At 57.8% G+C, this 17,834-nt stretch carries 12 protein-coding genes, 1 tRNA gene and 1 pseudogene; 6 read left to right on the top strand and 8 right to left on the bottom strand.

The window, feature by feature from the left end:
• Window positions 1-144: 144 nt before the first annotated feature.
• Window positions 145-558, top strand: coding sequence for a hypothetical protein (locus CSQ91_RS28455; protein WP_180278306.1), 414 nt, complete (start codon window positions 145-147; stop codon window positions 556-558).
• A gap of 524 nt (window positions 559-1,082) precedes the next feature.
• Here the strand turns inward: CSQ91_RS28455 and CSQ91_RS00375 are convergent.
• Window positions 1,083-1,475 (bottom strand): GFA family protein, encoded by a 393-nt coding sequence (locus tag CSQ91_RS00375; RefSeq protein WP_071653664.1) that lies wholly within the window; start codon window positions 1,473-1,475, stop codon window positions 1,083-1,085.
• A gap of 342 nt (window positions 1,476-1,817) precedes the next feature.
• Window positions 1,818-2,510 carry a DUF4274 domain-containing protein gene (locus CSQ91_RS00370; RefSeq protein ID WP_099387077.1) on the bottom strand — a complete coding sequence of 231 codons (693 nt, stop codon included), beginning with the start codon at window positions 2,508-2,510 and terminating at the stop codon, window positions 1,818-1,820.
• 77 nt (window positions 2,511-2,587) lie between these two features.
• Between CSQ91_RS00370 and CSQ91_RS00365 the strand changes: the two genes are divergently transcribed.
• Window positions 2,588-3,082: a DUF4265 domain-containing protein gene (locus CSQ91_RS00365; RefSeq protein WP_099387076.1), complete on the top strand. Its 495-nt coding sequence runs from the start codon at window positions 2,588-2,590 to the stop codon at window positions 3,080-3,082.
• A 1,186-nt stretch (window positions 3,083-4,268) separates the two neighbouring features.
• Here the strand turns inward: CSQ91_RS00365 and CSQ91_RS29390 are convergent.
• Window positions 4,269-4,697: pseudogene (locus CSQ91_RS29390) on the bottom strand (VOC family protein).
• Window positions 4,698-5,049: 352 nt separating this feature from the next.
• On the opposite strand from CSQ91_RS29390, the gene CSQ91_RS28450 reads away from it, so the two are divergent.
• The gene (locus CSQ91_RS28450; protein ID WP_143450907.1) at window positions 5,050-6,135 is read left to right on the top strand and encodes a CAP domain-containing protein; all 1,086 of its coding nucleotides are present in this window, start codon (window positions 5,050-5,052) and stop codon (window positions 6,133-6,135) included.
• A 390-nt stretch (window positions 6,136-6,525) separates the two neighbouring features.
• Here CSQ91_RS28450 and CSQ91_RS00355 read toward each other — a convergent pair.
• The 5 genes from CSQ91_RS00355 to CSQ91_RS00335 form a co-directional block, all read right to left on the bottom strand.
• A tRNA-Ser gene (locus CSQ91_RS00355) sits at window positions 6,526-6,615 on the bottom strand.
• 161 nt (window positions 6,616-6,776) lie between these two features.
• Entirely contained in the window at window positions 6,777-8,822 is a 2,046-nt protein-coding gene (locus CSQ91_RS00350) for a putative bifunctional diguanylate cyclase/phosphodiesterase (RefSeq protein ID WP_099387075.1), read from the bottom strand.
• 1 nt (window position 8,823) lies between these two features.
• Window positions 8,824-9,912, bottom strand: coding sequence for an EAL and HDOD domain-containing protein (locus CSQ91_RS00345; RefSeq protein ID WP_306508421.1), 1,089 nt, complete (start codon window positions 9,910-9,912; stop codon window positions 8,824-8,826).
• Window positions 9,913-10,214: 302 nt separating this feature from the next.
• On the bottom strand, window positions 10,215-10,844 hold the full coding sequence (locus tag CSQ91_RS00340) for a response regulator transcription factor (RefSeq protein WP_070278050.1): 630 nt from the start codon (window positions 10,842-10,844) through the stop codon (window positions 10,215-10,217).
• Window positions 10,845-10,853: 9 nt separating this feature from the next.
• The gene (locus CSQ91_RS00335) at window positions 10,854-12,224 is read right to left on the bottom strand and encodes a cache domain-containing protein (RefSeq protein ID WP_099387073.1); all 1,371 of its coding nucleotides are present in this window, start codon (window positions 12,222-12,224) and stop codon (window positions 10,854-10,856) included.
• A 241-nt stretch (window positions 12,225-12,465) separates the two neighbouring features.
• Between CSQ91_RS00335 and CSQ91_RS00330 the strand changes: the two genes are divergently transcribed.
• The 3 genes from CSQ91_RS00330 to CSQ91_RS00320 all read left to right on the top strand — a co-directional run bounded on the left by CSQ91_RS00330 (window position 12,466) and on the right by CSQ91_RS00320 (window position 17,834).
• On the top strand, window positions 12,466-14,526 hold the full coding sequence (locus tag CSQ91_RS00330) for a carbon starvation CstA family protein (RefSeq protein ID WP_070255258.1): 2,061 nt from the start codon (window positions 12,466-12,468) through the stop codon (window positions 14,524-14,526).
• Complete coding sequence (locus CSQ91_RS00325; protein WP_099388506.1) at window positions 14,526-14,726, top strand: YbdD/YjiX family protein; 201 nt, start codon at window positions 14,526-14,528, stop codon at window positions 14,724-14,726. The genes CSQ91_RS00330 and CSQ91_RS00325 overlap by 1 nt, the downstream gene beginning before the upstream one ends.
• 246 nt (window positions 14,727-14,972) lie before the next feature.
• Window positions 14,973-17,834, top strand: a complete 2,862-nt coding sequence (locus CSQ91_RS00320) for a hybrid sensor histidine kinase/response regulator (RefSeq protein WP_099387072.1) — start codon at window positions 14,973-14,975, stop codon at window positions 17,832-17,834.

Here is a 17,834-nt window from a genome sequence, read left to right as displayed (position 1 = left end):
TGACGGCAGAGTCAACATGCGTGAGGCAATCCTGCCAGCAAACGAACAGGCTGTCGGCAGCTTGTGTGACAATGCACACACTGGAAATATGGAAGCTTCCATATCTCTATCTGATATCGAACAGACTTGGCAAGGATTGTAAATATGTTGGCACCGTTACGTTTGAATAGACGCATGTACGCTTCCTTTGTCGCCGCCGTTTTTCTTGTTGCTGGCGTCTCATCGGCGCGCGCGACCACGCTTGACGAGGACAGGACACGCGGTGATATACATGGCTTATTTGAGATCAGGGATGCTGCAGTAAAGTTCATGGCAGCAGAGAATTCCAAAAACGGCACACGGTGGCGGGTCTCGGAGCCGAACCGGAAGATTCTGGTGACGAAATGCGCGGTATTGTTGCGTGTGGAATGGGTTCCGAAGAGCCGTGGCCTGTCTGGATCAAATGTTGCGGTGAGCTGCGCCAAGACTGTAAAGCCCACGATACAACATAAATGGGAAGTGTTTGTGCCAATCGCCAAGGATCCACAACACGTCACAGTTATTCCAGGAAACTCCTGAGTGACACCGCTTATTTTGAGCCGCGGACGTAAAAAATGACCAAAGAATAATCATTGACACAAATATTTCATTTGGGTAGTATCGATTTGCATTTCTGAAAAGTCATACACTTATCAGGACTTCGTTTCACACTAGAACATTGACCGCATCAAGTTAAAAGGGTTTACAATGCCATTTAAAAAGTCGATTTTTGCAACGTTTTCCGTAGGATTATTAGCTTTTTCAGCCTATGCTTATGCGGCAGCTGCGTACTCCATTTCATACGCATACTATTCCGATGCCAGCTACAGCGAGCAAGTGGGCGAAGGACAATTCAATTGCAATGGAAGAACCATTGTCCTGTGGGGGCAGTCGACCTCTTACAAATTGGAGCAAACACGCGAATCTTGCCGCTCAGGCGATCCGTATACTGATCCGTGGGGAAACTAAATCAATTCCTTGCATAGCCAAGAAACTGCATCTTCTTAATTCATTGCCCAACATTTTGTGCGATAAAAAAGCCAGTCAAGTGACTGGCTTTTTTATTATGCAGGACTTTCTTGAAACTGTTTTGCATTATCACAAATTTCATACCATGCGGGCTTGGAGCCGACATAAACATGAAATTGCATGCTGACCTCAGGGTCATCATCCAGGCAGTTAACTGATATCGGAAACGAATCATTTTCTGAGCCAATTTCCCCCAAAGAAGTCCCGCAGTTTTTACAAAAAGTTCTTGCATATTTAAAGGGAGTCTCTGGCTCATATCGCTGAATAAATTCTCGCCCCTCCAGCAAGGTAAATGAATTCTTATCAACGAAGGCCAAGGCACTCGCGCCGGCCTTCCGACAACGAGAACAGTGACACATGCCCATCATGCCCGGGGGCGACGCCAGTTCAAACTTTACTGAGCCACAGCAGCAACTGCCTCTGATCATGAGATGTCCTTTTTGAAAGTTGACACTGTATTTTTACACAGTACTTTTGGAGAGGCAAGTTACATATGGTGGAATTTTTCAGAACCGAAGCGAGGAAGGGGCAACTCTGCCATTCAGGCACAGACTGATGCGTTGAGTGCCGTGAAAGCTTGCTCAGTCTTAAACTGATTAGAGCTCTGTGTAGAGTTTGCGAACGGTAGCAGTGGATCTATCCTGCTGTTGGAACAGGCAGGGAGATCGTGCTTGTGTTGATGATGAGCGTGCACTGGAGTCAAAAAAGCAAGGGAAGGATTCTGGGCGGGCTGGGCCCGCAGGCCCAGCCTGTAGCCCAAGCTTTATTCTTCACCAATGTACACGGAGTTCAACTGGAATATTTATCAATGGTTTCACTGAATAATCTGGCTTGCGATCCAGGAAACAAGCAACGTCGGGAATGGGAAGGATCTGTGCAAATATTCCTAGCTTTGTCTTGTATTCGATTTTATTGAGCAACACGGCATTCGCATGGGATAGAGCATGGATGTCCTCGCAAGCAAGATCGAGTGTCTCGTATCGCGCATAGTGATCGCCCGGCTGATTGGCCCAATAGATGCACAACGCTGTAGCAAATTCACACTTTTCTTGCGCTATGATCTGCGTTAGAAGCCATATGCCACTATCATAATTATGATGCTGGACGATGGCATGAAGCTGACATCCAGACAGAGTCGAGAGATCGTTTTCTACTTCTTTTTTGAACGCTTGAATACCTATCGTTCTCTGCCGAACATAGAAGTGATAAAAATCTTCCTCCTCGTTACCTTCCATAGCGCTGTCAAAAACCGACTGATCCATGTTGTGGTAATAAGTGTCGCCGGCACATTTTCCTTTCAGGGCCAGGATTAGGATATCTTGCTCGGCATCCGAGCCGTTCGGCTGTTTAAGTCCCAGCGCTTTTTCCAGTTTTGTTAAAATTTGCATTCCTTGGAGTAGACGGTTTGACAAAACTTCAGGATGAGTGAATGCGACAAATGGAAAAGAAATGTCGTTCCTCATGCAGCCTGCACAATATTGTCGTAACTATTTAGCTGGCGCGACCCGCACCGCAACGTACCAGCAATATGAAAGAGTTAATGGAAAACATCAATTGTAAAGGCATGCCACACATCCGCGTACTGGCAGACGAAGACACCGACGGCCCAACGTACGAAACTCTGCCGGCGCACCAGATTGACGAGCACGTCTTAGAACTGCTGGCGTCACCCGGTTTGGCCCTGAACCTGGCACGCGGCGACATCGTAAACATCGCCGACCCGCTCTCCCCTGCACAAGTATTGAAGCGCGGCGGCAACTTCTGCATCCAGATCTACGACGCCGACGCCGTGAGCCAGTCCGCAGTCGACCAGCTCGAGTACGACGTGCAAAAGCAGCTTGGCGGCACCATGGACGGCCAATATGAGGGCAATCTGACCTTCAGCGTGCCAGGCCACCACGGCATTTACAACATCAACGGTCCCTTCGACGCCTTCCGCGAAGCAACGGGCGTGGAATGGTACTTCGCCAATATCTACGCCAACCTCGATGACGACAATGATGAAACCCTACTCAACTGGTGGGTGGATATATAAAGTTTACTGACTACCTTGACGAGGCGCCGCAAGCCTTGGTCCAGCACGTCATCAAAGGCTACCTCATACCAACACCAAAACCGTAGAAAAGGTTTATAGCGCCTGGGCCACTTGGCGAGGCAAGTTCGGTCCCAGATGTTTCCACCACTGAATTTTAGAATCAACTAGGCAGCTAGAAGAAGGCTGTCATTCTTTGGGTGTTTTTGGGGTGTTTTAGCCTGGGAATGACAACAAAATGACAGCTTTTTTTCGTACGTTAACGACTCAACAACAATAGCCATTCCCTCATTTCCTAGCCTTGCGATGGGTTTGCGTCAAGACCCGGAGCGCTATGTGCATAGGAACGTTGTTTTTCGCCAAGTAGGCGGCCGCAGTCGCTGTGCCTAGCATTTCTTGAAAAATGACTCCGACATCGACTTTTTGCGCTGTTAGACCGTCATGCCTTAAACAGTCATAATTTTGGTTGGCTGCAATAGCAAATATGGGTTCATCAAGGTTGTTAACGTGCATTTTTGCCTCATCAATAAAAGAGAAAAATGTCTCCTTTTTTTGCCTTAAAGATAACTTAAATTTCCATTTTTGAGTAAATATTTTCTTTAATCAAGTTGTTAAAAAAGTAAAAAAATAACTATTAACAAGCAAAAATCATGCTGACAAGAACGTAAGGAAGCAGGGGGCAAAAAACCTATTATTGTAAGGGAGCCCTCTCCCGCTTCCCCTGTAAATTCCTTGAGCAGTACACACCACGCGCACTGACGCGAGGGTCAGGTTTGGCGTTCAGACACGGACTGAGGCGTGGGGTTCTGTGACAGTTGGCTCAGTCGAAAAACTGATTGGAACCCCGAACGCGCGCCCACGGCGCGCGGGGCTGCCGCGCAGCGGCAGCTGTTGGAGGATTCGGGACGGGCTGGGCCGGTAGGCCAGCCCTTCGAATCTCACACGCAGGGCACCGCCCTGCGTGTGAGATTCGAACTCACGAACAGTTTAACCCGTCGCTAGTTTTCAAGTCTCCAAAATCCTTATTTAATATCAATAACTTAGGGTAATTTCCATTCCGCATCCAGGATTTTTCTGCTGCCTTACAACGTCCTGCTCTCGCGGCCACATGCAGACGATGCGGAAACGATTTTTTCTATGCAAATGCAGACTAAAATCCTATCGAGCTAACTACTTAGCTGCTGAAAAATTACCATTTATTTTGGTATAGGTCCCAGCGATTTCCGTAAATATCCTCAAATACCACGACCGTTCCGTACTCTTCCTTCCGTGGTTCCTCACAAAAGTGAACGCCTGCGGCCTTCATGGCACCATAATCTCGCCAAAAATCGTCTGTGTGAAGGAAAAGGAAAACCCGCCCGCCACACTGATTGCCAACAAATGCCTCCTGCCTGTCGTTTGAGGCACGAGCCAACAAAAGATTACAGTCGCTTTCTGGGTTCGGCGTTACAACCACTCAGCGTTTCCCCGCTTGTGGAGTATCTTCGACCACAGTAAATCCGAGTTTTTCTGTGTAGTACTCGATCGCCCGATCGTAATCGTCGACGACGATGGCAACATACCCCAAGCATCTTTTCTGTGTTCTCAAAATCCATTCCTTCCATGTTGGGATGAACATCCCAGTCACTCAAATTTACCATAACACCTGCTACAGACACCGGCCTCAAGCCACTAACCATCCATACGGACTTGCGCTCCATATCCGATCAAAAATGCAATAAATGGCATATTTTTGAGCATTCAAGATTCCTCCTGAAGCAATGAATATTTTAACAACATACCGCATATTCGCACATCTCGTTATGATGTACGGACGGCATTATTAATTGAAAATTAAATTTCCATGAGGAAATTAAAACATGTTAAGATTCTGCCATTTTTTGCGGAGTTCCTCATCCCTGATCGTTATATCCCTGCATCAGTGAAGTCCGCAAGTATTTTAGATACAACTAAAACGTTAGCAGGAATAAATGAAAACAATTCAATCGCGTGTCTTGGCTGCTGCAGTTGCAACTTTGTTGATCGCTTGCGGTGGTGGTGGTGGTGGTGGTGATACAGAGAAAAATACTGAAATTGGAGTAACTCCGCCAATTACCCCACCAGTCACTCCTCCAGTCACCCCACCAATCAACCCACCAGTTACTCCTCCGGTCATCCCGCCGGCAGTGGACTCAACAATTCAGACTGAAGTACTTCTCGCAACTTACGCAGTAGGAACTGAGCAGCGGTACGCATACGATTATCTGAATGCCCAACGTTTGGCATGCGGGTTTGGATTATTGCAACAAGATTCGAAGCTCGATGTTGCCGCGCAAGGACATGCGAGCTATTTATCAGTGAATCATTTGGTGAGTCACTACCAGAATCAGGTAGGGTACCCTAATGGTTTTACAGGTACAACGTTAAATGATCGGCTTACAAATGCTGGATATGTAGCGACATCGGGCGCGGAAGTGCTAACTGAACTATTTCCGTATTCTGCATACCAATCGTACGGCTCATCTTATGGCCAATCCGCCGTAATGGACTTTTTTACAGCCCCCTACCACGGAAATGGCATACTACAGGGCCAGCGTGATGTAGGCATCGGCTTTGGCGTTACGGATACATATTGGAGGCGCGTTGTCATCAATATCGGATCGACAGCAAGCCGTACTCTCCAACAAATTAACGCAGATAATGTTCTGACGTACCCATGCGAAGGTACCACTGGTGTTCTTTCAAAATCATATACAGATGAAATCCCTTCACCTATTGCCGGCCGTCGTCTATTAGATAATCCAATCGGCCATCCAATCTATGTGAAAGTACGAGATGGAAATATTTTGGTGTTGAGTGGCTATGTATTGCGCAAAACAGGAACCAATCTCGATATCCCATTGCAATTACTCAACAAAGAGAACGACCCAAACCGGCTTATTACTGATAGCTCTGTTGCGATTCTGATGCCTTTATTTCCATTGGAAAAAAATTCATCTTATGAATTCGCATCCACGGGGATGAATAGTGGAATTGCTATATCGGTGTCATTCACGTTCGCTACGGGAATGTATTAATAAAAAACAGCCCACCGCACGAACAGCGGTTGGTGCGGCGCCGGCGACCATCGTTAAACATGCACGGTAGGATTACGGCATAGTTCCGCCAGCGCACAATGACACCGTTTCAGGCCATTGCCATAGCAGCGACGCGAGGGTCAGGCCGGCGTTCAGACACGGACGGATGCGTTGGGTGCTGCAAAAGCTGGCTCAGTCGAAAACCTAATTAGAACCACAAACGCGCGCCCACGGCGCGCGGGGCTCCCGCGCAGCGGCAGCAAGTGGAGGATTCGGGGCGGGCTGGGCCGGTAGGCCCAGCCCTTCGAATCTCACACGCAGGGCGCGAAGGCGCCCTGCTCGCTTTCGCTAGGCAATAAAAAACCGCCCGAAGGCGGTTTCTTTATTTCTTGGCGGAAGCGGTGAGATTCGAACTCACGAACAGTTTAACCCGTCGCTAGTTTTCAAGACTAGTGCCTTCAACCACTCGGCCACGCTTCCAGATGGCAGCATTATACATAAAGGTCCGTGGCTTACCAATGGCGAGTAGTCAGTGGCGCGTATTTAAACCTCACAGCAACCTCCGGGGTCAGACCCGGCGTGTCTGACCCCGGCCCTTCGCCTATGGGTTCCATATTTGCGCCGGTACGCCAACGGGAAGCCTAAACGCCCCAGTTTTTCCGCAGCGCCTTCTCGAACTCCCCCGCCGGCAACGGCCGCGAGAACAGGTAGCCCTGCACTTCGTCGCAGCCAGAACTCTTCAGGAAGGCCAGCTGCTCCGCCGTTTCCACGCCTTCCGCGATGACTTTATGGTGCAGCTGCTGGGCGATGCTGATGATGGTGCTGGCGATGGCGCAGTCGCTGGCATCTGTCGGAATGCCGGTGGTGAACGAGCGGTCGATCTTTAATGTGTCGATGGGGAAACGCTTGAGGTAGGACAAACTTGAGTAACCAGTGCCGAAATCGTCCAGCGACAGGGCCACGCCCAGCGCCGTGATGCGGTCCATGATGCCGATGACCCTCTCGATGTTGTGCATCAGGGTGCTTTCCGTGATTTCCAGCTCCAGCCAGGCCGCCTCCAGGCCGTAGCGGGCCAGGGTCGCGGCCACCCTGGCGGGCAGGGCTGCCGTGAATTCGCGGGCGGACACGTTGACGGCCAGGCGGATCGGCGGCAGGCCGGCCAGTTTCCACGCTTGCGCCTGGGCGCAGGCCGCTTCCAGCACCCATTCGCCCACTTGCACCACCAGCCCCGTCGATTCGGCCAAAGGAATAAACTCGGCGGGCGGGATCATGCCGTGCTGCGGGTGGTGCCAGCGCACCAGGGCTTCGGCGCCGATGATGCGCCCGCTGGCCAAGGCATACTTTGGCTGGTAATGCAGCAGCAGTTGCTGCTCAGACAGGGCCTGGCGCAAGCCTGTTTCCAGGCGCATGCGCGCCTGCATGCCCAGGTTCATGTCCTGGCTGTAGAAGGCCACGCTTTCCGCTTCGCCGCCGCTGTCCTGCTTGGCCCGGTACATGGCGATATCGGCCAGGCGCAGCAGGGTTTCCGCGTCCTGCCCGTCTTGCGGATACACGCTGATGCCGATGCTGGCGCCCACGCGCAAGTCGTGGCCTTCGATCAAAAACGGTTCCACCAGCGAGGCCAGCAGCTTTTGCGCCACCATGCTGGCCTCGAAATGCTGGCCGATGTCGAACAGGCCGACGGCGAACTCGTCGCCGCCCAGGCGCGCCACCAGGTCCTGGTCGCGCAAGGCGTGGCGGAAACGCAGCGAGACTTGCCGCAGCAATTCGTCGCCGATGCGCCGGCCCAGGGTATCGTTGATCAGTTTAAAACGGTTCAAGTCGATGAACAGCACGCAGCCGAGCATCTTGCTGCGCTGCGCCACGCTGAGGGCCTGGTCGACCAGCTTGGCCAGCAAGGTACGGTTAGGCAGGCTGGTCAGGGGGTCGTAATAGGCCAAGTGGTGCAGGCGCTCTTCGGCCAGCTTGCGCTCCGTGATGTCCGTCAGATAGGCGATGAGTCCGATGGGCTTGTCGTCCAGGTCTTGCAGCGGCGACAAGGACAGGCTGGCCCAGAAGATCTCGCCCGACTTCTTCCGGCGGCGCACCTCCATCAGGCGCCCTCCCTGCTCCAGGAAGGCGTCGTGGAAACCCGTGTCTTCGTCGTCGTACAGGAACAGGATGTTGCGCCCCACGGCTTCCACCGAGGTGTAGCCGAACAGGCGCTCGGCGCCCTTGTTCCAGCTGGTGATGTAGCCCGTCAAGTCCATCGTCAGCACGGATTCGTGCAACTGGTCGAGGATTTGCGTCTGCTGCGCCAGCAAGGCTTCGACTTGCGCGTAAGCATGGGTCGAACGTTGCGCCAGCGAATGCACTTGCAAGACGCCGGCCGTCAACGATGCCAAGCTGGCCAGGTGGCGGCGGTCAGCGTCGTTATACAGCGGGCGCCCCGCCACGCTGTAATGGCCGAAGCAGTGGCCGTCGAAACTGATTTCCTGCAGCAAGGCGGGCGTATCGTCGGGAAACAGCGCGGCCGGCGCAACGGCGTCCATGTTGGCCGCAGGCAGGAACCGGCCATGCGGGCTGGCCATCACGGCGCTGGCGATACGGCCCAGCTCGGCCACCAGCGCAGGGCCGCGCAAACGCACGACGGCGTCGCACAGGGCGGCGCTGTCACCGAGGAAATCCGACACCGGAAACAGGGTCATGCTAGAGATTCCGGCTGACCTGGATGGCCCATTGGTAGGCCTGCAGCAGGCTGCGCCAATAGGTTTCTCCATCGATGCCGGCGCGGCGCAAGCCCTCGGGCGGCGGCGCGGCGCTTTCGACCAGCGCCAGCAAGGTGCCCAGTTCGCCATTGCGTTCGAGCAAGGCGGTGCTCACTTCCGGCGCCAGATTCAGAGTGGCGATGATCTCCTGCATCGGCATGCCCAGCAGGACGTCGAGCAGCGAAAACACGCCCGCCATGAAGGCCAGGTCCTGCGCGTCGCGGTCGCCGCCGCGCAGCTGGCACAGCGCTTCCATCTGCGCCGCGCGCACGGCCGCCAGCGGCAGCAGCGCGTGGATCTTGCCATCGTCCTGTTGCCGCGCATACAGCAGCAGTTGCAGCCAGCGCTGCAGCTGGCGCCGGCCCAGCAGGGTGATGGCCTGGCTGAAGCTGGTAATCGGCGCCGTGAAGCCGAAGGCAGCTGAGTTGACCAGTTTCAATAAATGATAGCTGAGCGACGGATCTTGCTTGAGCGGCACTTCCAGCTCGTGCGCGTCGGCATCGCGGGCCAGCAAGCCCAGCAGCGCCAGCAGGCGGCGCCGCGACGTGGCGTCTTCCGGCTCGCTTTGCTGGCGCGCATGATGCAGGGCGTAGTCGCCGGCAAACCAGCTCACGCCGAGTTCTTGCAAGGCAGCAAACTGCCCCGCGTCGGCGATGTTGTAGGCCAGGTGCGGCCCCGCCAAGGGCAGCAACTGGTGCAGGGCCGGGCGCGCGCCGGACGCGTCAAAGCTCAGCGCGCGCGCGTCGACTTGCGCCGCCGCCACGGGACCGGCATCGGCGCCATCGAGGATGAGGCGGTAGCCGGCGTCGCGCCATTGCTGGCATTTTTTCTGGATCTGCTTATCGCCGGCAAGATGGGCCGGCAAACGGAAGATGGTGCGTTGCGGCGCCAGTTGCGCCAACACGGCCTCGTCCACGCCATGCGGATCGGCCAGGGGAATGATGCAGTCGAGCGGCGCCAGGAAGGCATACGCATCGGCAGCGGCCAGCGCCGCCAGCAGCGGCGCCGTCGAGGCCTGCGGTACATGCAAGGTGACAGCGACCCACTCGTTATGAGCATTGGCAACTGCTTGTAATCCCACCAACGGAAACAGGTTTGATTCAGACGCTGACATCGGTATCTCAGTGTGGGTAGGGCGCCATAGTAAATAAACTGACCAGCATTGGCAACCCTGGCCCGACAGGGATGCCATTTCGACAGCGAGAATCATTCTATCCGAATCTCACCCATGAAACAGTTTAATTTTGGCAATAAATATTCAAAAAGAGCATTCCCCCGCGAGACCCGCCTGCCATGCGGGTTTGACAAAAACACGGCACGGCGCGCGCATTCTCAGGCGCTGCCGCCATGCGCGTGCTCGACCGCATATTTGATCAATTCGGCCTGCCCTTCGATGCCCAGCTTGCGCTTGATGTTCAGCCGGTGCGTCTCCACCGTGCGCACGCTCAGGTCCAGGTCGCGGGCGATCTGCTTGTTCGACTGGCCCGCCGCGATGTGCTGCAGCACTTGCTGCTCGCGCGTGGTGAGGAAGGAATCGTGCACTTGCGGGCGCGACAGTTGCCGCGCCAGGGCCGCGCTGTAATAGATGCCGCCGGACATCACCGTCTCGATGGCGAAGACGATATCTTTCCCAGGAGCATCTTTGAGTACATAGCCTCGCGCCCCGGCGGCGATGGCTTGCGACACATATTCGAGCTTGTCGTGCATGGACAGGATCAGCACGGCAATCTGCGGAAACGCCTGCTTGAACAGCGCCGTCGCTTCGATGCCGTTGATGCCGCGCATATTGATATCCATCAACACGAGATCCACCTGATGTGCGCGCGCCTGAAGCAACGCCTCGTCGGCGCCGCCCGCCTCGGCCACCACGTCGAAATGCGCAACCGCTTCCAGGCGCGCGCGCAAGCCGTCGCGTACGAGGGGGTGGTCGTCCACCAGCAGGATGTTGATCTTCTCGGTCATGTGTATTTATCAGTGTGAGGGTGGGAGGGCGAGCCGCGCCAGCACCAGGGTACCGGCCGCAGACGAGGTGATGTGCAGGCTGCCGCCGATGGCTTCCATACGTTCCGTCATATTGCGCAGGCCGATGCCGCGCTGCGGATGCAGGGCGATGCCGTCGAAGTCGAAGCCGCCGCCATTATCCTGGATGCGCAATTCCACGGCCTTGCCCGCCTCGTGCAAGCTCACTTCCACGCCGCGGGCGTGGGCATGGCGCTCGCAATTGGTCAGCGCTTCCTGGGCGATGCGGAACAATACGGTATTGACCATGTCGGGCAAGCCCTCGCCCGCCGCCGCCGGGCTGGCCGTGAAACTGGCTTGCGCGCTGCTGCTGTCGTTAAATTCATGCACGAGGTGGTCGAGCGCGGCGGCCAGGCCCAGGTCGTCGAGGATGGCCGGGCGCAGGTTGTGCGAAATGCGCCGCACTTCGCCCAGCACCTTGTTGAGTTGCTCGGCGGCCCGCTCGAAGGTGGCGGGCGCCTTTTCTTTCTGTTCTGGATTGCCGGCCAGGCGCGCGATGCCCGCCTCGATCTGCAGCTTGATGGACACCAGCCACTGGCTGATGCCGTCATGCAAGTCGCGCGACAGCCGCGCCCGCTCTTCTTCCTGCGATTCCACCACGCGCTGCGCCAGCACTTTCAGCTTGGCGTCGGCCACCCGCAATTCGCGCAGGTTCAGCACGAGGCCGCAGGCGGCCACCAGCAGGGAGCCGAGGATGGCGATGGCGGCGATCAGTTCCATGGTGGAGCGGATATTGCGCGACTGCTGGGCGTCAACCTTGGCCAGCGCCTGGTCCACGTCATCCATATAAATGCCGGTGCCCATCATCCAGCCCCATTCCGGCATCAAGATCACATAGCCGAGCTTGGGGGCGGACTTGTTCGTCGACGGCTTGATCCAGTTGTAGCGCTCGAAACCGCCGCCGCTCTTCGCCCGCTGCATCAGGCGCTGGATGGTCAGATTGCCCTCGGCGTCGCGCAATTGCCACAGATTCTGCCCCACCAGTTCGGGCTGGCGCGGATGCATCAGCGACTTGCCCTGCAAATCATAGATGAAGAAATAGCCGTCGTCGCCATAGCTGAGGGCGGACAGGATGCGCTTGGCCTCCTCTTGCGTGGCCTCATCCTTGCGCCCCGACTGGTACAGGGAAGCGATGGAATGGCTGGCCAGGGTCACGTAATGCTTGAGTTCAGCTTCCTTGCTGGCCAAATACGCCTGCTGGATGGTGGCGCGCTGCTGCTCGGCCAGGGTGATGGCCTGGTGCCGCACGGCAAATGCGATGGCGCACAGGGCGAGGATCAGCGGCGTGATGGCCAGGAAGATGACTTTCTGTCTGAGTTTCATGGCCTGGCGCTCCGGCGGCGTCGATGCTGGTGGGAATGCGTGATTTTACGTCGCGGCACGGCGATCGGTCTGCGTAGTAATACTGAGCGTTACTGCGTAGTCGTGCGCTTGCGGCAATTATACGATTCCTGAATACTCGCCATAAGCTGCAAACACCCAATTCACACCCAAACTGGCGACGACCAGGCTCGGCAGCACACATCATCGCACGGCACAGCGCCCGTCAATCTCTGGAGGAAGCATGAACCGCATTTTCAAACAACTGGGCTGGGCAGCGCTTGCGCTGGCAGGCGCCGGGTCCCTGGGCGTCGTCGCCCTGCAACGTGGCGAACCGATCAGCGCGATCTGGATCGTCATCGCCGCCGTCTGCGTGTATCTGATCGCCTACCGTTTCTACAGCCTGTTCATCGCCGACAAGGTGCTGGGCCTGGACGCGCGCCGCATGACGCCGGCCTTCAAGCACAACGATGGCCTCGATCACGTGCCGACGAATAAATATGTGTTGTTCGGCCACCATTTCGCGGCGATCGCCGGCGCCGGCCCCCTGGTCGGCCCCGTGCTGGCCGCGCAGATGGGCTATCTGCCCGGCATGCTGTGGATCTTGGCGGGCGTGGTGTTTGCGGGCGCCGTGCAGGATTTCATCGTGCTGTTCATTTCCATGCGCCGCGATGGCCGCTCGCTGGGCGACCTGATCAAGGCTGAACTGGGCGAAATTCCCGGCATGATTGCACTCCTGGGCTGCTTCATGATCATGGTCATCATCCTGGCCGTACTGGCATTGATCGTCGTCAAGGCGCTGACCGGTTCCCCATGGGGCAGCTTCACCGTGATGGCAACGATCCCCATCGCGCTGTTCATGGGCGTGTATTCGCGCTTCATCCGCGTGGGCCGCATCGGAGAAATTTCCATCATCGGTTTTGTCTTGCTGATGCTGGCCATCATCGGCGGCCAGTACGTGCAGGAACACGCCGTGCTGGGCCCGATGTTCACGTTCACGGGCACGGAACTGACGTGGATGCTGATCGGCTACGGCTTCATCGCTTCCGTGCTGCCCGTGTGGCTGCTGCTGGCGCCGCGCGACTACCTGTCTACTTTTCTCAAAATCGGCACCATCCTGGGCCTGGCCATCGGCATCATCGTCGTCGCGCCTTACCTGAAAATGCCGGCCATGACCAAGTTCATCGACGGCTCCGGCCCTGTCTGGTCGGGCAATCTGTTCCCCTTCCTGTTCATCACGATCGCCTGCGGCGCCGTCTCCGGCTTCCACGCGCTGATTTCCTCGGGCACCACGCCGAAGATGATTGAAAACGAAAGCCACGCCCGCTTCATCGGCTATGGCGCCATGCTGATGGAATCGTTTGTGGCCATCATGGCCCTGGTGGCAGCATCGACCATCGAGCCGGGCATCTATTTCGCCATGAACAGCCCGGCCGCCCTGATCGGTACAACAGCCGAGTCCGCCGCACAGGCGATCTCGCAGTGGGGCTTCTATGTGACGCCGGAAATGCTGACGCAGACGGCCAAGGACGTTGGCGAGCACAGCATCATTTCGCGCGCCGGCGGCGCACCGACCCTGGCCGTCGGCATGGCGCAGATTCTGTCCGGCGCCATCGGCGGCAAGGCCATGATGGCCTTCTGGTACCACTTCGCCATCCTGTTCGAAGCGCTGTTCATCCTGACGGCCGTCGATGCAGGCACGCGTGCCGGCCGCTTCATGCTGCAAGACTTGCTGGGCAGCTTCGTGCCAGCTTTGAAACAGACGGAAAACGTCATCGCCAACCTGCTGGCCACGGGCCTGTGCGTGGCGGCCTGGGGCTACTTCCTGTACCAGGGCGTGGTCGATCCGCTGGGCGGCATCAATACCCTGTGGCCGTTGTTCGGCATCGCCAACCAGATGCTGGCGGCCATCGCGCTGATCCTCGGCACTTGCGTGCTGTTCAAGATGAAGCGTGGCCAGTATGCTTGGGTCACCATCACGCCGACGATCTGGCTGCTGCTGTGCACCCTGACGGCGGGCTGGCAAAAGATTTTCGACGCCAACCCGCGCGTCGGCTTCCTCGCGCATGCCAAGAAATATTCGGCGGCACTCGATGAAGGCACCCTGCTGGCGCCGGCCAAGTCGGTGGCGCAGATGCAACAGATCATCTTCAACGATTACCTGGACGCCGGCCTGGCCGCCTTCTTCGTCATCGTCGTCGTCAGCGTGCTGTTCTTCGGCATCCGCACCATCATGAAGGCGCGCGCCGACAGCCGTCCGAGCACCAAGGAAACGCCGTTCCAGGCCATGCCCACGGTGCAATGATGATAGACGAAATCATCAAGGCTGGACGGTATCTGGGGCAAAGCATGCGGCTGATGTGCGGCTTGCCCGAGTACGACACCTACGTGGCCCACCGGGAAGTCACCCATCCCGACGAGCCGATGATGACGTATGAAGAGTTCTTCCGCGAACGGCAGGAAGCCCGCTACGGCGGCGCCGGCAAACGCGGAGGTTGTTGTTAGTAGCGGGGTCAGACCCTTCGGGTCTGACCCCAGCTTTTCACCGGGTTTGATTTCATAAGCCCCAAAAGCAAATACTGGGGTCAGACCCACAGGGTCCGACCCCACCCTCCGTTGTTTCATCTTCAGTAAGTTCCCCTCCCCTCTCTTCCCTTAGACCCACATCAACATCTGGGTGTGTCTTCGCGTCTATATTTTTCCAATAGGAATTAAATAACAGTCAACGGGCGACCGGGGAAGCAGCGACTCATGTTCAATTTCCAACGCTCCAGCATCAGCCAGAAGCTGACCATGATTTCGGTACTGTCATCGGGCTGCGCGCTGCTGCTGGTGTTCGTGGCGTTTGCGCTGACGTCCGTGCTCAGCCACAAGAACGATGAAGGCAAGCAATTGCTGTCGCTGGCGGGCGTGATCGGTGCGGCCGGCGCGGTGCCTTTGCTGGTGGGTAAATCGGCGCAGGGGCAGGCGGAACAGGTGCTGGCGGCCTTGTCCGCGCGCGACGAGGTAGCCCAGGCGGCCCTGTTCGACAAGGGCGGGCGTTTGTTCGCCCTGTACCGCGCGCCGCAGCATGCGGACGGCCTGCCGGCGCCGGAAGACATGGACCCGGCCTTGCTGGCCGACATGGCCGTGCAGCCCGTCACGCAAGGCTCGGGCACGACCCTGGCGCCCGGCATGCGCCTGTACCGTCCCGTCTACCGGCCAGGCGAGCCGCAACAGATCATCGGCGCCGTGCTGATCGAGGCGGACCTGAACCACATGTGGCGCGACATCGGCCGCCACGTGAGCGCCATCGGCGGCGCCACCGTGCTGTCCTTCCTGATCGCCGTGTTCCTCGCGCGGCGCTTCAAGAGCGTGATCGCCGAACCCATCACCAAACTGATCGATACAGCGCAAAAAGTGTCGAGCAGCCAGACCTACAGTCACCGCATCGCGCACCAGCGCAGCGACGAGCTGGGCGTGCTGATCGACAGTTTCAACGACATGCTGGCGCAGATCGACAGCCGCGACAGCACCCTGGCCAATTACCGCGACCAGCTCGAACGCCAGGTGGGCGTGCGCACGGCGCAGCTGGAAAAGGCCAAGGATGCGGCCGAGGCGGCCAGTCACGCGAAAAGCGCCTTCCTCGCCACCATGAGCCATGAAATCCGCACGCCGATGAATGGCGTGCTGGGCATGACGGAACTGCTGCTGGCCAGCCCTTTGAGCCCGCAGCAGCGCCACTACACGAGCATGGTGCAGCGCTCGGGACAGAATTTGCTGGTGATCATCAACGACATCCTCGACTTTTCCAAGATCGAGGCGGGCAAGCTGAGCGTGGAATACATCCGCTTCAATTTCCGCGAATTGCTCGACGACATAGAACACGTGTTCGCGCCGCAGGCGGAAGCGAAAAACATCAGCCTGGAATTCGATATCGCCTACGACATCCCCATCGCCATCTGCGGCGACCCGAACCGTTTGCGCCAGATCATCGTCAATCTGCTGGGCAACGCCATCAAGTTCACGGAAACGGGCAAGGTCACGGTGAAAGTGACCGTGTGCAGCGAAGACGCGCCCAGCGTGGGCTTGCGTTTCGAGGTGCACGACACGGGCATCGGCGTGTCGAACGAGGCGCAGACGCGCATCTTCGAATCGTTCTCGCAGGCGGACGGTTCGACCACGCGCAAGCACGGCGGCACGGGCCTGGGGCTGACGATCTCGAAACAGCTGGTGGAGCTGATGGGCGGCACTATCGGCGTTGATAATGCTTTAACGCAAGGCTCGATCTTCTGGTTCGAAGTAAATTTCGATAAGCGGCGGGTCGACAGCGAGGACCCGTCCTTCAACCTGAAAACCACGCGAGGGTTACGCGCCTTGATCGTCGACCACACACCCGCCACGCGCGCCGTGCTGGAGCGGCAACTGGCCAGCTGGCACATCGTCAGCGACAGCGCCGGCACGGCCAGCGACTGCCTGGGCAAGCTGCGCGCGGCGGCCCAGGCGGGCACGCCGTATGCCGTGGCCTTGCTGGACATGGAATTGCCGCGCACCAGCGGCCTGGCCCTGGCCGCCAACATCAAGAGCGATCCGCTGCTGGCCGACCTCAAATTACTGCTGCTGAGCACGGAACAGGCGGCGGCCGATCCCGTGCAGCGGCGCGAGGCGGGCGTGGCCTTCCAGCTGATCAAGCCGGCCCGCGAATGCGACCTGTTCGACTGCATCGTCACGCCGCCACGCGCCAACGACAGCCTGCGCATCCATCCGCCGCACACAGCGCGCCAGGTGGGCCGGCGCCAGCGCCGCCGCGTGCTGCTGGCCGAGGACAATGCCGTCAACGTGGAAGTGGCGCTGGCCATGCTCGACAGCCTGGGCCTGGACGTCGTCTGCGCGCGCAACGGCGAAGAAGCCTTGCAGGCGGCGCAGGCCGAGGATTTCGATTTGATCTTGATGGATTGCCAGATGCCGGTGATGGATGGCTTTGCCGCCACGGCGGAAATCCGCCGCCACGAACAGCAGTGCGGCCACGCGCGCGTGCTGCCCATCGTCGCCATCACGGCCAATGCGCTGCAGGGCGACCGCGAAGCATGCCTAGCGGCCGGCATGGACGATTACCTGAGCAAACCGTTCACGCAGCAAGACCTGGGCCACACGATCGCCCGCTGGATCACCCTGCCGCGCGCGGCCACCGTGCACCACAGCGAAGCGCCGCAGGCACACACGCCGCAGGAGGCGCCGCCCGAAGTGCCGCCGCCTGCGCCTGCCTCCGCGACATCGGCCCAGCCGCTGAACCGGCAGGCGCTGGAAAACATCCGCGCCCTGTCCGGCACGGATGGCGATGCGCTGCTCGAACGGGTCATCCTCGCCTTTACCAGCGAGACGCCGCGCCAATTGAGCGCCATGCGCGAAGCGATTGCCGGCGCGGATGCGGAAGCGCTGCGCAAGGTGGCGCACAGCCTCAAGTCGGGCAGCGCCAACGTGGGCGCCGACGGCCTGGCGCAGCTGTGCAAGGAAATGGAAAAACTGGGCCGCGCCGGCAGCACCGAGGGCGCAGCTCCCCTGCTGCAAGAAATGCAGCAGGCCTTCCTGGCCGTACGCGAATCGCTGAAAGCCATCCTCGTGAAGGAACACTGA

Source organism: Janthinobacterium sp. BJB301 (assembly GCF_002735685.1).
In the GTDB taxonomy this organism is placed as follows: Bacteria; Pseudomonadota; Gammaproteobacteria; order Burkholderiales; family Burkholderiaceae_D; genus Janthinobacterium; species Janthinobacterium lividum.
Note: the sequence above shows the minus strand (reverse complement) of the source record. Positions and strands in the feature narration are given on the sequence as shown.

Coding starts and splice junctions, on each gene's coding strand:
- CSQ91_RS00365 (WP_099387076.1), top strand. CDS start 2,588: ATGGAAAACATCAATTGTAAAGGCATGCCACACATCCGCGTACTGGCA.
- CSQ91_RS00375 (WP_071653664.1), bottom strand. CDS start 1,475: ATGATCAGAGGCAGTTGCTGCTGTGGCTCAGTAAAGTTTGAACTGGCG.
- CSQ91_RS28450 (WP_143450907.1), top strand. CDS start 5,050: ATGAAAACAATTCAATCGCGTGTCTTGGCTGCTGCAGTTGCAACTTTG.
- CSQ91_RS00325 (WP_099388506.1), top strand. CDS start 14,526: ATGATAGACGAAATCATCAAGGCTGGACGGTATCTGGGGCAAAGCATG.
- CSQ91_RS00340 (WP_070278050.1), bottom strand. CDS start 10,844: ATGACCGAGAAGATCAACATCCTGCTGGTGGACGACCACCCCCTCGTA.
- CSQ91_RS00370 (WP_099387077.1), bottom strand. CDS start 2,510: ATGAGGAACGACATTTCTTTTCCATTTGTCGCATTCACTCATCCTGAA.
- CSQ91_RS00330 (WP_070255258.1), top strand. CDS start 12,466: ATGAACCGCATTTTCAAACAACTGGGCTGGGCAGCGCTTGCGCTGGCA.
- CSQ91_RS00350 (WP_099387075.1), bottom strand. CDS start 8,822: ATGACCCTGTTTCCGGTGTCGGATTTCCTCGGTGACAGCGCCGCCCTG.
- CSQ91_RS00320 (WP_099387072.1), top strand. CDS start 14,973: ATGTTCAATTTCCAACGCTCCAGCATCAGCCAGAAGCTGACCATGATT.
- CSQ91_RS00335 (WP_099387073.1), bottom strand. CDS start 12,224: ATGAAACTCAGACAGAAAGTCATCTTCCTGGCCATCACGCCGCTGATC.
- CSQ91_RS28455 (WP_180278306.1), top strand. CDS start 145: ATGTTGGCACCGTTACGTTTGAATAGACGCATGTACGCTTCCTTTGTC.